General features: G+C 45.1%; 12 protein-coding genes and 1 tRNA gene. All 13 read left to right on the top strand.

From position 1 onward, the window contains the following. A partial coding sequence (locus tag HOL16_03295; GenBank protein MBT5389721.1) for an elongation factor Tu occupies window positions 1–121 on the top strand: 121 nt, incomplete at its 5' end. Window positions 122–180: 59 nt separating this feature from the next. Continuing rightward, window positions 181–257 (top strand) — tRNA-Trp (locus HOL16_03290). Between the two features lie 64 nt (window positions 258–321). Then, complete coding sequence (secE, locus tag HOL16_03285; protein MBT5389720.1) at window positions 322–513, top strand: preprotein translocase subunit SecE; 192 nt, start codon at window positions 322–324, stop codon at window positions 511–513. 4 nt (window positions 514–517) lie between these two features. Next, the gene (nusG, locus tag HOL16_03280; GenBank protein MBT5389719.1) at window positions 518–1,057 is read left to right on the top strand and encodes a transcription termination/antitermination protein NusG; all 540 of its coding nucleotides are present in this window, start codon (window positions 518–520) and stop codon (window positions 1,055–1,057) included. 58 nt (window positions 1,058–1,115) lie between these two features. Beyond that, entirely contained in the window at window positions 1,116–1,547 is a 432-nt protein-coding gene (rplK, locus tag HOL16_03275) for a 50S ribosomal protein L11 (GenBank protein MBT5389718.1), read from the top strand. 4 nt (window positions 1,548–1,551) lie between these two features. Further along, window positions 1,552–2,244: a 50S ribosomal protein L1 gene (rplA, locus tag HOL16_03270; GenBank protein MBT5389717.1), complete on the top strand. Its 693-nt coding sequence runs from the start codon at window positions 1,552–1,554 to the stop codon at window positions 2,242–2,244. A gap of 319 nt (window positions 2,245–2,563) precedes the next feature. Then, on the top strand, window positions 2,564–3,070 hold the full coding sequence (gene rplJ / locus HOL16_03265) for a 50S ribosomal protein L10 (GenBank protein ID MBT5389716.1): 507 nt from the start codon (window positions 2,564–2,566) through the stop codon (window positions 3,068–3,070). A 56-nt stretch (window positions 3,071–3,126) separates the two neighbouring features. Beyond that, entirely contained in the window at window positions 3,127–3,501 is a 375-nt protein-coding gene (gene rplL, locus HOL16_03260; protein ID MBT5389715.1) for a 50S ribosomal protein L7/L12, read from the top strand. Between the two features lie 128 nt (window positions 3,502–3,629). After that, entirely contained in the window at window positions 3,630–7,823 is a 4,194-nt protein-coding gene (gene rpoB / locus HOL16_03255) for a DNA-directed RNA polymerase subunit beta (protein MBT5389714.1), read from the top strand. Window positions 7,824–7,868: 45 nt separating this feature from the next. Continuing rightward, on the top strand, window positions 7,869–12,026 hold the full coding sequence (gene rpoC, locus HOL16_03250) for a DNA-directed RNA polymerase subunit beta' (GenBank protein ID MBT5389713.1): 4,158 nt from the start codon (window positions 7,869–7,871) through the stop codon (window positions 12,024–12,026). A gap of 255 nt (window positions 12,027–12,281) precedes the next feature. Next, on the top strand, window positions 12,282–12,653 hold the full coding sequence (locus HOL16_03245; GenBank protein ID MBT5389712.1) for a 30S ribosomal protein S12: 372 nt from the start codon (window positions 12,282–12,284) through the stop codon (window positions 12,651–12,653). 16 nt (window positions 12,654–12,669) lie between these two features. Beyond that, the gene (gene rpsG / locus HOL16_03240; protein MBT5389711.1) at window positions 12,670–13,140 is read left to right on the top strand and encodes a 30S ribosomal protein S7; all 471 of its coding nucleotides are present in this window, start codon (window positions 12,670–12,672) and stop codon (window positions 13,138–13,140) included. Between the two features lie 12 nt (window positions 13,141–13,152). Beyond that, window positions 13,153–15,228, top strand: a complete 2,076-nt coding sequence (gene fusA / locus HOL16_03235) for an elongation factor G (protein MBT5389710.1) — start codon at window positions 13,153–13,155, stop codon at window positions 15,226–15,228. Window positions 15,229–15,243 lie beyond the last annotated feature (15 nt).

The raw sequence follows: 15,243 nt of genomic DNA, 5'->3' as shown, positions 1-15,243 counted from the left end.
TACGGTAAAGGTGAAAGTAGTCTTGATAGCGCCGATTGCGATGGATGATGGTGTTCGATTTGCCATCCGTGAAGGTGGTCATACGGTTGGTGCTGGTGTTGTTACCAAGGTCCTCAAGTAGAAAATTTGAGAAAAAAATAAAGGGGTGTCGAAAGCACCTCTTTATTTTTACTCAATTTTAGGAGTGTAGCTCAATTGGCTAGAGCGCCGGTCTCCAAAACCGGAGGTTGGGGGTTCGAGACCCTCCACTCCTGCCAACACTTGATTTATTGTTATAAGTTATGTATGTCATATCGAATGTTTATTAATTAATGGTTAGAAATGAAGAATCCCATAGAATTTTCCCGTGAAGTCCGCCAGGAAGTCTCAAAGGTAACGTGGCCGACTCGGAAAGAAACAGTTGTTACAACAATTATGGTTATGATCATGGTTGCGTTGGCAGCGGTGTTTTTCCTTTTGGTAGACCAGGTTCTTTCAAAAATTGTTCGGTTTATTTTAGGGTGGGGGATGTAAGGAAATGGCTGAAGGGCATCATTGGTACGTTGTTCACGTTTATTCTGGATTTGAAAAAAAGGTGGCTGAGGCCATTGAAGAGCAGGCCAAAAAGAAGGGCCTCCAATCTAAATTTTCTGAAGTTCTGGTGCCTACGGAGGATGTTATAGAGATTCGACGTGGGAACAAGGTGAATGCTGAGAGGAAGTTTTTCCCTGGCTATGTCCTTGTGAAGATGGATTTGAAGGATGAGACTTGGCATTTGGTTACAGATGTTCCGAAAGTGACTGGATTTCTAGGAGCAAGAGGAAAGCCGAGTCCAATTAGCGAAGCTGAAGCGCAGCGGATCCTGACTCAAGTAGAGGAAGGGGGTTCTTCTAACAAAATGATTGTTCATTTTTCAATTGGAGAGCAAGTTCGTGTTTGTGATGGTCCTTTCAATACTTTTAACGGAGTGGTGGAAGATATCGAAGAGGAAAAGACACGCTTGAAAGTGTCTGTTTCCATTTTTGGGCGTTCAACGCCGGTGGATCTAGATTTCACACAAGTTGAAAAGCTCGATTAATTAATTTATGGGAGATCCGGCCAGGATCGTACCATAAGCTCAATTTATGAGGTAATTTATGGCGAAAAAGATTGTTGGTTACATAAAACTGCAGGTGCCGGCTGGTAAAGCCAATCCGTCACCGCCCGTTGGTCCTGCATTGGGTCAAAGGGGACTCAATATTATGGAATTTTGTAAGGCTTTTAATGCTCAGACACAGGAGCTTGAGTCCGGAGCTCCAATTCCAACTGTGATTACGGCCTATGCCGATCGTACATTTACATTTACGACGAAAAAGCCGCCTGTATCATACTATTTGAAAAAAACGGCAAAAGTTTCCAAGGGATCTTCAACGCCTGGACGAGGAGATCCAGTTGCTAAAATTACAGCAAAGCAAGTTAAAGAGATTGCGGAACAAAAAATGTCCGATTTGAATGCGAACGATATTGAGGCAGCCTGTGAGATGATCAGAGGGTCTGCGCGCTCAATGAATATAGAGGTTGTAGGGTAAGATCATGGCAAAACTTGGAAAGCGACTTAAGAAAGCTCACGAAGGAATAGATTTAGAGAAAACCTATTCTCTTGATGAAGCTGTGAAAATGGTGAAAGAACGTGCGAAGGCAAAATTTGATGAAACCATTGAAATTGCCATGAATCTTAATGTGGATCCCCGTAAGGCTGATCAGAATGTTCGAGGCGTGATTCAACTTCCCCATGGGACTGGAAAAACTTTGCGCGTCGCCGTTTTTGCAAAGGATGCAAAAGCAGAGGAAGCTAAGAAAGCTGGTGCCGACATTGTTGGAGCCGAAGACCTGCTTGAGACCGTCCAAAAGGGCAAAATGGATTTTGATCGTTGTATTGCAACTCCTGATATGATGGCTCTTGTTGGACGTCTTGGTAAAGTTCTTGGGCCTCGTGGGCTAATGCCAAATCCGAAATTAGGAACGGTAACCACGGATGTTGCAAAGGCTGTCGAGGCTGCTAAAGGTGGCCAAGTCGAGTATAGGGCCGAAAAAACGGGCATCGTTCATTCCGGAGTAGGCAAAGCCAGTTTTGATCAGAAAAAGTTGGTTGAAAATGTGCAAACTTTTATTGATACGGTGGCTAAAGCACGCCCCAGTGGTGTTAAGGGAACTTACATTCAGAGGATAGCCATAAGCTCGACAATGGGCATTGGGGTCAAAGTCGAGCACGGTAGTGGAAAGTAAGAGATCTACATGTTTCATGTTTTGCCAGAACTACTTTGCAAAATATGAAAAATAGATCTTGATTTTTAGGTGAGGATGGCGTAATAGTTTCCAACTATTGCGTCTTCTGACTTTTACAAGTGAGTAGGACGCGACTCTGTTCGAGATTGTAGGTGGCATTTTTGCCTTAATGTCTTTTGAAGATGCCAACATGAAACGGGAGTACGTCCAAAACCATCATCGGGTGTTGGTCAAAACTTCTGGGACAGGAAGTTGGCATTGATTCTTTCGGGAGTCTTTGTCGCCAGTACAACAACGCGATGAGCAAGGAGACGATCAAGTGGATCGATCGACGAAGGAAAAGCAAGTAGCTTCTCTTCATCAGAACTTAACGGAGTCATCTCTTGCAGTGGTAACACGGCAGGTTGGTCTTTCTGTTGCTGAGGCAACAGATCTTCGTCTTAAGATGAGAGAAGCAGATGCGTCCTATAAGGTGATTAAAAACACATTGGCTCGTATTGCTGTTAAGGGAACTAACTTTGAGGACTTGGAGCCTTTTTTTAAGGGGCCCATGGCTTTGGCAACATCGTCTGATCCGGTAGCTGCTGCTAAGGTAGCCGTTAACTTTTCAAATGATAATGATAAGTTGTCGATTGTTGGCGGTATCTTGAATGGCAAGGTACTTAACGAAAATGAGATCAAGCAGTTGGCTAAGCTTCCTTCATTGGATGAGCTTCGTTCCCAACTTATTGCTGTGATTTCAGCGCCAGCAACTCAAATTGCACGTATTGTGAAGATCCCTGCAGAGCAAGTAGCCCGTGTGTGTTCGGCTTATGGGAATAGTTAAACGTAATAGAGAAAGCAAAAGGGCTTTCTGTTAGAAGATGTAAAGAGGAGAGAAATATGGCTAATTTAGCAAAGATTGTGGACAGTTTGTCAGAGCTAACAATTATTGAAGCTGCCGAGTTGAGCAAGCTTTTAGAAGAAAAATGGGGCGTATCTGCGGCGGCTCCTGTTGCTGTTGCAGCAGCTGGTGGTGGTGATGCTGCGGGTGCTGCTGAAGCAAAGACTGAGTTTGATGTTGTCTTGAAGAGTGCCGGAGATAAAAAAATCGCTGTGATTAAAGAAGTTCGCACGATTACAGGCTTGGGACTTAAAGAGGCAAAAGATCTTGTTGATGGCGCGCCAAAAGCAATTAAAGAAGGCGTAAACAAGGATGAAGCTGAAAAGTTCAAAGCTCAGCTTGAAGGAGCCGGTGCAACTGTTGAGTTGTCATAAGGCGATACCTTATTCGAAGTAAGTCAGGAGAGGTGGCATGTCTGCCTCTCCTTTAAGTGTATTTATAGTTTAGGGTGATGTAGAGGAATATTCCTCAATCATAACATATAAGGCGTAGAGGATCATACATGGCGAAGTCATTTACGGAACGGAAACGAATTCGCAAAAGCTTTGGGCGCATTTCATCAGTTGTGCCAATGCCCAACTTAATCCAGGTTCAAAAGTCATCTTACGAAAAATTTTTACAGACGAATGTTTCTCCTAAAAAGCGGAAAAATATTGGCCTGCAAGAGGTTCTGCATTCTGTTTTTCCCATTAAAGATTATTCTGGTCGCTCTCAGCTTGAGTTTGTCAGTTTTGATTTTGGGGATCCAAAGTTTGATGTTGAGGAATGTCAGCAGCGCGACATAACGTATGCTGCGCCTCTGAAGGCGACTTTACGCCTCGTTGTGTGGGATATTGATGAAGAAAGTGAAGCACGTTCCATAAGAGATATCAAAGAACAAGATGTATACCTTGGTGATATCCCGCTTATGACTGGGAATGGTACCTTCGTTATCAATGGAACGGAGCGGGTTATCGTTTCCCAGATGCATCGTTCTCCAGGTGTTTTCTTTGACCATGACGGTGGTAAGACTCATTCGTCTGGTAAGTATCTATTTGCTGCGCGCGTCATTCCATATCGTGGATCTTGGTTGGACTTTGAGTTTGATGCTAAGGACTTAATGTTTGTTCGAATAGATCGTCGCCGTAAACTACCAGTGACGTCCTTTTTGATGTGTTTGGATAGCTTTCAGACACACAAGCTGCGCCTTGAAGCAGAGAAGAAGGGTAAAGAGCTTGATCCTAGCGAAGTTACGGGCATGGGGAAAGCAGAGATACTTGGTACCTTTTATGATTCAGTCACCTATAAGCGTAATAAGGAGGGATATGAAACCGAATTCCATCCTGATCAGTGGCTAGGTATCAAGCTCATTAGAGACCTAGTTGACGCTAAGACAGGTAAAGCAGTTGTAGAGGGCGGAAAAAAGATTACCCCACGACTTGCCAAGAAACTTCAAGAAGATGGTCTTAAAAAGATTCGTTTGCCCGCCGATGATATAATCGGCAAGTTTTTGTCCCAAGACACAATCAATGCGTCAACTGGTGAAGTCCTGGCTGAGGCTGGTGATGAAATTAGTGAAGAGCTGCTTAAGAGTTTTGATAAGGCAAAAATCACGTCTATTCCAGTGCTTGCCATCGATTACATAAACGTTGGCCCCTATATTCGAAATACCCTTGCTGCGGATAAGAATTCAAATAGAGAAGAAGCTCTTATGGATGTCTACCGTGTTATGCGTCCGGGTGAGCCACCAACGTTGGAAGGTGCTGAAGCACTCTTTAACGGTCTCTTTTTCACAAATGACCGATATGACCTATCGTCTGTTGGTCGTGTCAAAATGAATGCCCGTCTGGGATTTGAAACAGAAGACAGTATCCGAACCCTTCGGAAAGATGACATTCTTGCAATCTTAAAAATTCTTTTGGATTTGAAGGATGGTAGAGGAAATGTTGATGACATTGACAATTTGGGGAACAGGCGTATCCGCTCTGTTGGAGAATTGCTGGAGAATCAACTACGTATTGGGCTTCTACGGATGGAAAGGTCTATTCGTGAGCGCATGAGTTCTCTCGAAATCGATACAGTAATGCCCCATGATCTCATCAATGCTAAGCCTGTTGTTGGGGCCATTCGTGAATTCTTTGGGTCTTCACAGTTGTCGCAATTTATGGACCAAACCAATCCGCTTTCAGAAATTACTCACAAGCGGCGCTTGTCTGCTTTGGGCCCAGGGGGTCTAACACGTGAGCGTGCGGGCTTTGAAGTGCGTGACGTGCATCCGACTCACTATGGTCGGATATGTCCCATTGAAACACCTGAAGGTCCGAACATTGGCTTGATTAACTCTCTTTCCACCTTTGCGCGAATCAACAAATATGGGTTCATTGAGACCCCATATCGAAAGGTTGAAAAGAAGAAAGTAACCGATAATGTTGTCTATCTTTCTGCTATGGAAGAAGAAAGACATACCATTGCCCAGAGTAATGCTGAGCTGACTTCGGATAATCGTTTTGCCACTGAGTTTGTTAGTTGCCGCCGGCAAGGTGAATTTGAGAATGTGCCTGCAGGCGACATAGATCTTATAGACGTTTCGCCAAAGCAACTTGTTTCTGTGGCAGCTTCACTGATTCCTTTCCTGGAAAATGACGATGCTAACCGTGCATTGATGGGATCAAACATGCAACGGCAAGCCGTTCCTCTATTGCGTGTTCAGGCGCCTCTTGTTGGAACCAGCATGGAAGCGGCGGTTGCAAGAGACTCTGGCGCAACCATTGTTGCTAAGCGCGAGGGGGTTGTTGACCAGGTTGATGCTAGCCGAATCGTTGTTCAGGCAACGGGGGAGACTTCTCACTCGGCGGCCGGTGTTGATATTTATAATTTGGAGAAGTTCCAAAGATCTAACCAAGATACGTGTATTAACCAACTTCCATTGGTAAAGGTTGGAGATAAGGTAAAGGCAGATGATATTATTGCTGATGGGCCTTCAACTGACTTAGGAGAATTGGCACTAGGCCGGAACGTGCTTGTGGCATTTATGTCATGGCACGGTTATAACTTTGAGGACTCTATTGTTATTTCTGAGCGTCTCGTTAGTGGGGATGTTTTTACTTCTATCCATATCGAAGAATTTGAAGTAATGGCCCGAGATACCAAATTAGGAAGCGAGGATATAACTCGTGATATTCCTAATGTTGGTGAAGAAAGTCTTAGAAATCTAGATGAAGCAGGTATTGTTCATGTCGGGGCTGAAGTTCATCCAGGCGATGTTCTTGTGGGTAAAGTGACGCCAAAGGGTGAATCTCCCATGACGCCGGAAGAAAAGCTTCTGCGGGCGATTTTTGGAGAAAAGGCTTCTGATGTACGTGATACCTCCTTACGTGTTTCTCCCGGTGGTGGTGGAACCGTCGTAGATGTACGCGTCTTTTCGCGTCGGGGTATTGAAAAAGACGAGAGGTCCTTGGCGATTGAGCAGGAAGAAATCGAGAGTCTTGCCCAGGATAAGGATGCTGAGCGCGCCATTTTGGAAGGCAGTTTCAACGATCGGTTGAAAGGACTTCTTAAAGGCGAAAAGGCTGTGAGTGGTCCTAAAGGCTTGAAGAAAGGGACCGAGCTTAAAGAAGATGTTTTCTCTAAGTTTACAAAAGGTCAGTGGCGTCAGATTGTCATTGGAAATGACAAGAAGATGAAAGATATCGAATCTCTCAAAAAGCAAATTGATGAGAGCATTAAGTATATTGAAGAGCGTTTCAGTGACAAAGTAGAGAAAATTCGTCGTGGAGACGAGTTGTTGCCAGGTGTCATGAAGATGATCAAGGTCTACGTGGCTGTTAAGCGTAAGATAAAATCAGGTGACAAGATGGCTGGTCGCCATGGTAACAAGGGTGTTATTTCCCAGATTGTTCCGGTGGAAGATATGCCTTACCTGGAAGATGGAACGCCTGTGGATATTATCTTAAACCCATTGGGAATCCCATCTCGTATGAACGTAGGGCAAATTCTTGAGACTCACATGGGTTGGGCTGCAGCTGGTCTAGGAAAGCAAATCGGTGAGTTGGTAAATAATGTCCAGCGCAACTCTTCCGATAAGGCCAAAAAAGATGAAAAGTCTGTTAAAGAGCTCCGAAAGTTTTTGGATACTGTTTATTCAGATAAGACAGACTTAAGCACCATAAAGGCCATGAATGATGATGATCTTATGGAATTAGGGAAGAATCTAACGCCAGGGGTTCCTATGGCTACTCCTGTTTTCGATGGTGCTCATGAAAGTGATGTCATTGAGTTGCTTAAGCAAGCCAATTTGGATCCTACAGGGCAAGAGACTCTTTATGATGGTTTGACTGGAGAAAAACTCGACCGAAAAGTGACAGTTGGATACATATATATTTTGAAACTGCATCACTTGGTAGATGATAAGATTCATGCTCGTTCTATCGGCCCTTACAGTCTTGTGACCCAACAGCCTTTGGGTGGTAAGGCCCAGTTCGGTGGACAGCGTTTTGGAGAAATGGAAGTTTGGGCTCTAGAGGCCTATGGTGCTGCCTATACTCTTCAAGAAATGCTTACTGTTAAGTCGGACGATGTTAACGGACGGACAAAGCTTTATGAAGCAATCATCCGTGGCGATACTAATTTTGAGCCAGGTATTCCGGAATCTTTCAACGTTCTCGTGAAAGAGCTTCGGTCCCTTGGAATGGATATGGAATTTAAAGGAACCAAATAGGGGTTCTTTTTATGAAAAGTAAGTTTGCGTAATCAGGAGTCATCCATGAGCAATCAAATGCTAAATATACTTGGTCAGAACACGAATCCACAGAACTTTGATCAAATTAGGATCTCAATCGCGAGTCCAGAAAAAATTAGATCTTGGTCATTTGGGGAAGTAAAAAAGCCCGAAACGATCAACTATAGAACTTTCCGTCCGGAGCGTGAAGGCTTGTTCTGTGCGCGAATATTTGGTCCTACCAAAGACTATGAATGTCTCTGCGGTAAATATAAGCGGATGAAATATCGCGGCGTTGTCTGTGAAAAGTGTGGCGTCGAAGTAACCATGGCGAAGGTTCGTCGTGAGAGAATGGGTCATATTGAGTTGGCCACACCAGTGGCTCACATTTGGTTCCTTAAGTCGCTTCCTTCCCGTATTGGATTGATGCTCGATATTACGCTAAAGGACCTGGAGCGCGTTCTCTATTTTGAAAACTATGTGGTGATTGAGCCAGGCTTGACGCCTTTGAAGATGAACCAGCTTCTCTCTGAAGAAGAGTACATTGAGGCTCAGGACGAATACGGGGAAGATGCTTTTACGGCGGGTATTGGTGCAGAAGCTGTACGTACTTTGTTGGCTTCCGTTGATATGGACGCCGAACGGGTAAAACTTCGTGCAGAGCTTAAAGAGACCGGTTCTGAAGTGCGCCGCAAGAAATTAGTGAAGCGCCTGAAAATTATAGAGCCATTCCTTAAGTCGGGGACACGTCCTGAATGGATGATTCTTGAAGTTCTGCCGGTTATTCCTCCTGAGTTGCGCCCATTGGTGCCGTTGGATGGGGGTCGCTTTGCAACTTCTGATCTGAACGATCTATATCGACGGGTGATTAACAGAAACAATCGTTTGAAGAGACTCCTCGATCTTAAGGCGCCAGATATTATTATTCGAAACGAAAAGCGCATGCTTCAGGAATCTGTTGATGCTCTTTTTGACAACAGCCGCCGTGTTAGACCAATTGCTGGTACGAACAAACGTCCTCTCAAGTCCTTGGCTGATATGCTGAAGGGAAAACAGGGGCGTTTCCGTCAAAACCTTCTTGGAAAGCGTGTAGACTATTCCGGGCGTTCTGTGATCGTGGTGGGGCCTAATCTAATGCTCCATCAGTGCGGTATTCCCAAGAAAATGGCCCTAGAGCTATTTAAGCCTTTTATTTATTCTCGACTTGAAAAGTATGGTTTGGCTACAACTATTAAAGCTGCCAAACGGATGGTTGAAAAAGCGCGACCAGAAGTATGGGATATTTTGGAAGAAGTGATTCGTGAACATCCAGTTCTTCTGAACCGTGCACCGACCCTTCATAGACTTGGAATTCAAGCTTTTGAGCCTGTACTTGTCGAAGGTAAGGCCATTCAGTTGCATCCGCTCGTTTGTACGGCTTTTAACGCTGACTTCGACGGAGACCAAATGGCAGTCCACGTACCTCTTTCCATTGAAGCCCAGTTGGAAGCACGCGTTCTGATGATGTCTACCAACAACATTTTGAGTCCTGCCAGTGGTAAGCCCATCATTGTTCCTTCTTTGGATATTTTGCTAGGTCTTTACTATCTTACCATGGAACGTGAAGATGAGAAGGGTGAGGGTACGCTATTTGCTTCCATCGGTGAGATTGAAAAAGCCTTGGACGAAAAAGCAGTGTCCCTGCACGCGAAGATAAAGGCTCGCTATAAGGGAGTGGACGCGGATGGGAATCCTACGGTAGAGACCGTTGAGACAACACCTGGTCGTATGCTGTTATCTGAGATTCTTCCTCGTAATCCAAAAGTTAATTTTTCTTTGATCAACAAACTTTTGACTTCTAAAGATGTTAGCTCCATGGTTGACGCTGTTTACCGTCACTGTGGTCAAAAAGAAACGGTAATTTTCGCAGATCGGGTTATGGGAATTGGTTTTTCCTATGCTTCCTCTTCAGGTGTTTCCTTTGGTATGAATGATTTGATTATTCCCGAAGCAAAGAAAAAACTTATAGAAGAAACTACTGCAAAAGTTGCCGAGTACGAAAAGCAATACCAGGACGGTCTTATCACACAAGGTGAAAAATATAACAAGGTCGTGGACATTTGGTCCCATTGTAGTGACCTTGTGGCTGAGGCCATGATGAAGGCTATCTCTGAGACGAAAAAGGGTGAGCCTGTAAACTCTGTTTACATGATGGCCCATTCAGGTGCTCGAGGCTCTGTCGCTCAGATGAAACAGCTTGCTGGTATGCGTGGATTGATGGCGAAACCTTCTGGTGAAATTATTGAAACACCCATTATCTCAAACTTTAAAGAAGGCCTGAGCGTTCTGGAATACTTTAACTCTACTCACGGAGCGCGAAAAGGTCTTGCTGATACGGCTTTGAAAACGGCTAACTCGGGCTATTTGACACGTCGTCTCGTTGATGTGGCGCAAGATTGTGTCATTTTGGAGAATGATTGCGGTACTGAAAAAGGAATCGGCATTCAAACCGTGATGGAAGGTGGAAACGTGATTGCTTCCATGTCAGACCGAATTTTGGGACGCGTTGTTTGTGCTGATATTACGGATCCTGTTACCAACAAGTTGATTGTTGCTAAGGGAGTAATGGTAGATGAACCTACGGCCGAAGCCGTTGAAAAGACAGGCATCGTTGATGTTATTGTCCGATCTGCTCTCACATGTGAGGCAAGTGCAGGCATATGTGCCCTTTGTTATGGTCGAGATCTTGCGAGAGGGACCAATGTGAATGTGGGTGAAGCCGTGGGAGTGATCGCGGCTCAGTCAATTGGTGAGCCAGGAACGCAGCTTACCATGAGAACGTTCCATATTGGCGGAACGGCGAAGAGAGAAATTGAGCAATCCAGTGTTGAAGCGCCATTCCCAGCTATCATCGCATTTGCAAACCATAATATTGTTAAGAATGCTGACGGCGAAGATATTGTGATGGGTCGCTATAGTGAAGTAATTCTTAAGGATGCAGGTGGACGTGTACGTTCTCAACATAAGGTTCCATACGGAGCAAAACTGTTTGTTAAAGAGGGCGATAAAGTTGAAAAGGATAAGAAACTCGCCGAGTGGGATCCATATACAATGCCCGTTCTTACAGAACAAGAAGGAATTGTTCACTATATGGATCTTACAGATGGCCTTTCCTTGCGTGAAATCATGGATGAGGCAACTGGAATTACCAACCGTGTGGTAGTGGACTGGCGTCAACAGGCTCGCGGTGTTTCTTTGAGGCCGCATATCGTATTGCGTGACAAAAAAGGAAAGCCCATCAAACTTGCCAATGGAATGGAAGCCAAGTACTACTTGTCGGTCGATGCTATTCTGAATGTGGAGAATGGGGCAACAGTGAAAGCTGGTGAAGTCTTGGCCAGATTGCCGAGAGAGTCTTCCAAAACAAGAGATATCACCGGTGGTCTTCCTAGGGTGTCTGAATTGTTTGAAGCACGTCGCCCGAAAGACAGCTCAATTCTTAGTGAATGTGATGGTCGTGTTGAATTTGGCAAGGACTATAAGACAAAGCAACGCCTGGTTGTTATTCCTGATGACGAAAATGAGGCACCAACAGAGTATTTGGTCCCTAAGGGAAGGCACATAGCTGTTCAAGAAGGTGAATTTGTCCGCCGTGGTGATTCCCTTGTTGATGGAAACCCCGCCCCCCATGATATCTTGAGGATCATGGGAGTGGAGGCCCTTGCAAATTATCTTATTAATGAAATCCAGGAAGTGTATCGACTTCAGGGTGTGAAGATCAACGACAAGCATATTGAGGTTATTGCCCGGCAGATGCTTCAAAAGGTAGAAGTGGTTGATCCAGGTGAGACCATGCTGCTTGTTGGTGAGTTTATTGATAAGGCTGAATTTTTGGAAGAAAATGAAAAGGCCGAGAAAGAAGGCTTGAGACCCGCAAAAGCATCTCCTGTATTGCAGGGAATAACGAAGGCGTCTCTACAGACGCGTTCATTCTTCTCTGCAGCGTCTTTCCAAGAGACAACACGAGTCTTGACCGATGCTGCCGTGTCAGGAAAAGTGGATAATCTTGTTGGACTGAAGGAAAATATTATTGTTGGACGTCTCATCCCCATTGGAACTGGGAAGATGTTAACCGAGAAAAAGCGTGTCGCTGCTGAAAAGGATCGAGTCCTTTCGTTGGCGCAGTCGGGTGGTGGGTCATCATCTGTAGAAGGGGTCGCTTAGACGGCGCAAATCTGCGGGATTTCAAATGGTTAGAGAGCTCCTTTAGCAGGCCGCGACATAAAAATTGCTAAAGGAGTGCATTGCCTCTTGACTCAGGGGCACGCAGAGATGTAGTATCCGCTTCGTTTACTGCGTTATATGCTGTTCAAGCCTGGCTTGGCAGTGTTTTTTTAATGTAGCTCTGTTGAGGGTGTGTGATTGCATAAGTTTGTAGCTTGTGTTGCTGGATTACAGCCAATAAAAAGGAAGTTTTGAATGCCGACGATAAGTCAATTGATTCGGAAGCCGCGGAAGCCTCAAGTGGAACGGAATAAGGTTCCTGCTTTGCAGTCTTGTCCACAGAAAAGAGGTGTTTGCACGCGTGTCAGTACAATGACACCAAAAAAGCCTAACTCGGCTCTGCGGAAAGTTGCACGTATCAGATTATCGAATAGTTTTGAAGTAACCGGCTATATTCCTGGAGAAGGTCACAATCTTCAAGAGCATTCCGTGGTGCTAATCAGAGGCGGTCGTGTTAAGGACCTTCCTGGTGTTCGTTATCACGTTATACGTGGTACTTTAGATACCCAAGGTGTTCAGGATCGCCGTCAAGGCCGATCAAAGTATGGTACAAAGCGACCCAAGTAAGTAGAGGTAGAGAGAAATGTCACGTCGGCGCGCCGCAGAAAAAAGAGAAGTTCTTCCAGATGCAAAGTATGGAGACTTGGTGCTTACTAAGTTTTTGAATACACTCATGCTTGATGGCAAGAAATCTACCGCAGAGACCATTCTCTATGGAGCATTGGATGTTGTGAATCAAAAAACCTCTAGGCCTTCCCTGGAGGTTTTTCATGAGGCATTAGAAAATGTGAAGCCTGCATTGGAAGTGCGTTCAAGACGTGTTGGTGGTGCAACCTATCAGATTCCTATGCAAGTCAGGCCAGAGCGTGCACAGGCATTGGCAATTCGCTGGATTATCGACTGTTCACGCAAGCGCCAGGAAAACACAATGACGGAGCGTTTGGCTGTTGAGTTGCTTGATGCGCTTAACAACAGAGGTTCTTCCGTCAAGAAACGAGAAGATACCCATCGTATGGCTGAGGCGAACCGCGCGTTCGCTCATTATCGGTGGTAAAGGAATAATATAATGACTAGATCGACTCCTATAGAAAAGTACCGCAATATTGGCATTATGGCTCACATTGATGCTGGTAAAACAACGACAACCGAGCGGGTGCTGTACTATACGGGGCGTTCCCACAAAATTGGTGAAGTCCATGAAGGTAGTGCTACTATGGACTGGATGGAGCAGGAGCAAGAGCGCGGGATAACCATTACTTCCGCTGCAACAACCTGTTTCTGGAATGACTATCGCATTAATATCATTGATACGCCGGGCCACGTTGACTTTACAATGGAAGTTGAGCGCTCCTTGCGTGTGTTGGACGGAGCTGTCGCTGTTTTTGATAGTGTTGCTGGAGTGGAACCTCAGTCAGAGACTGTTTGGCGCCAAGCAGACAGATATAACGTTCCAAGGATTTGTTTTGTAAATAAGATGGACAGAACCGGTGCGGACTTCTATCGCACCGTTAGCATGATTGTTGATCGCCTGGGCGCCACGCCACTTGTCTTGCAGCTTCCTATTGGTAGCGAGAGCGAATTTGTAGGTGTTATCGATCTTGTAAGAATGAAGGCAATCGTTTGGCATGAAGAATCTCTTGGAGCCAAGTTTTCAGATGAAGATATTCCGGCCAATTTAAAGGAGAAGGCTGAGGAATATCGCGCTAAGCTCGTTGAGACAGCTGTTGAACAAGACGATGCAGCTCTTGAAGCGTATCTTGGTGGTGAGGAGCCATCAGAAGAGACTCTAAAGAAATGTATTCGTAAGGGGGCCATAGAAGGAACATTTACACCTGTTCTTTGTGGATCCGCATTCAAGAATAAGGGTGTACAACCTTTGCTGGATGCTGTTGTGGATTTTCTTCCTTCGCCTGTTGATCTTCCAGATGTTCAGGGGACGAGTGTTGACGGTAAGACCGAAGAGGAAAGAGCTCCTTCGGATAGCGCACCTTTTTCAGGGCTTGCCTTTAAGATTATGACAGATCCTTTTGTTGGTTCTTTGACCTTCGTGAGAGTCTATTCGGGAACTCTGACGAGTGGTTCAAACATTTTGAATGCGTTTAAAGATAAGAAAGAACGCGTTGGTCGTATGTTGTTGATGCATGCCAATAGCCGTGAAGATCTTAAAGAGGCACATGCTGGTGATATTGTTGCCATCTGCGGTCTTAAATACACGACGACCGGGGAGACTCTTTGTGATTCCAGCAAGCCCATTGTTTTGGAGAGGATGGAATTCCCAGAACCCGTGATTGAGGTTGCTGTTGAGCCCAAAACGAAGGCTGACCAAGAGAAAATGTCTCAAGCTTTGGCGCGTCTGTCGTCAGAGGATCCAACATTCCGAGTGACCAGTGATATAGAATCTGGCCAGACCATCATTAAGGGGATGGGTGAGCTTCATTTGGAGATCCTTGTAGATCGTATGAAGCGTGAGTTTAGTGTTGAAGCAAATGTTGGAGCTCCGCAAGTTGCTTATCGTGAAACGATCACAAAGCCAACAACTGTCGATTATACCCATAAGAAGCAGTCTGGTGGTGCTGGACAGTTTGCCCGTGTAAAAATTGAATTTGAGCCTCGTGAGCCTGGAGAGGGTTATGAGTTTGAGAGTAAAATTTTTGGGGGATCCATTCCTAAGGAATACATCCCTGGTGTTGAAAAGGGAGCTGCAACAGCAATTGAATCTGGTCCTATTGCAGGGTTCCCAGTTATTGATCTTAAAATAAAGCTCGTAGATGGCGCTTATCACGATGTTGACTCTAGTACGCTCGCATTTGAGCTCGCAGGTCGAGCCGCTGTTCGAGAGGCTCTGCCGAAAGCGGCTCCACGTTTGCTTGAGCCAGTTATGAAGGTTGAGGTCGTAACTCCAGATGAGTATATGGGAGATATAATAGGGGATCTTAATGGCCGCCGAGGTCAAGTTACTGGAATGGATCAGCAAGGGAATGCGCGGATTGTTTCTGCAATGGTTCCGCTAGCAACAATGTTTGGTTATGTGAATAATTTGCGTTCAATGAGTCAGGGGCGTGCCCAATTTACAATGACTTTTGATCATTATGACCAGGTACCTCAAGCGGTAGCGGATGAAGTTAAAGAGAAAATAGCATAGAGAATACGGAGAAAG

The organism is Alphaproteobacteria bacterium (assembly GCA_018662925.1).
Lineage (GTDB): Bacteria > Pseudomonadota > Alphaproteobacteria > 16-39-46 > JABJFC01 > JABJFC01.
Note: the sequence above shows the minus strand (reverse complement) of the source record. Positions and strands in the feature narration are given on the sequence as shown.

What these genes read in the sequence shown, in the direction of transcription:
- fusA (MBT5389710.1), top strand. Translation starts at nt 13,153, where the DNA reads ATGACTAGATCGACTCCTATAGAAAAGTACCGCAATATTGGCATTATG.
- secE (MBT5389720.1), top strand. Translation starts at nt 322, where the DNA reads ATGAAGAATCCCATAGAATTTTCCCGTGAAGTCCGCCAGGAAGTCTCA.
- rpoC (MBT5389713.1), top strand. Translation starts at nt 7,869, where the DNA reads ATGAGCAATCAAATGCTAAATATACTTGGTCAGAACACGAATCCACAG.
- rpsG (MBT5389711.1), top strand. Translation starts at nt 12,670, where the DNA reads ATGTCACGTCGGCGCGCCGCAGAAAAAAGAGAAGTTCTTCCAGATGCA.
- rplK (MBT5389718.1), top strand. Translation starts at nt 1,116, where the DNA reads ATGGCGAAAAAGATTGTTGGTTACATAAAACTGCAGGTGCCGGCTGGT.
- HOL16_03245 (MBT5389712.1), top strand. Translation starts at nt 12,282, where the DNA reads ATGCCGACGATAAGTCAATTGATTCGGAAGCCGCGGAAGCCTCAAGTG.
- rplL (MBT5389715.1), top strand. Translation starts at nt 3,127, where the DNA reads ATGGCTAATTTAGCAAAGATTGTGGACAGTTTGTCAGAGCTAACAATT.
- rplA (MBT5389717.1), top strand. Translation starts at nt 1,552, where the DNA reads ATGGCAAAACTTGGAAAGCGACTTAAGAAAGCTCACGAAGGAATAGAT.
- rpoB (MBT5389714.1), top strand. Translation starts at nt 3,630, where the DNA reads ATGGCGAAGTCATTTACGGAACGGAAACGAATTCGCAAAAGCTTTGGG.
- nusG (MBT5389719.1), top strand. Translation starts at nt 518, where the DNA reads ATGGCTGAAGGGCATCATTGGTACGTTGTTCACGTTTATTCTGGATTT.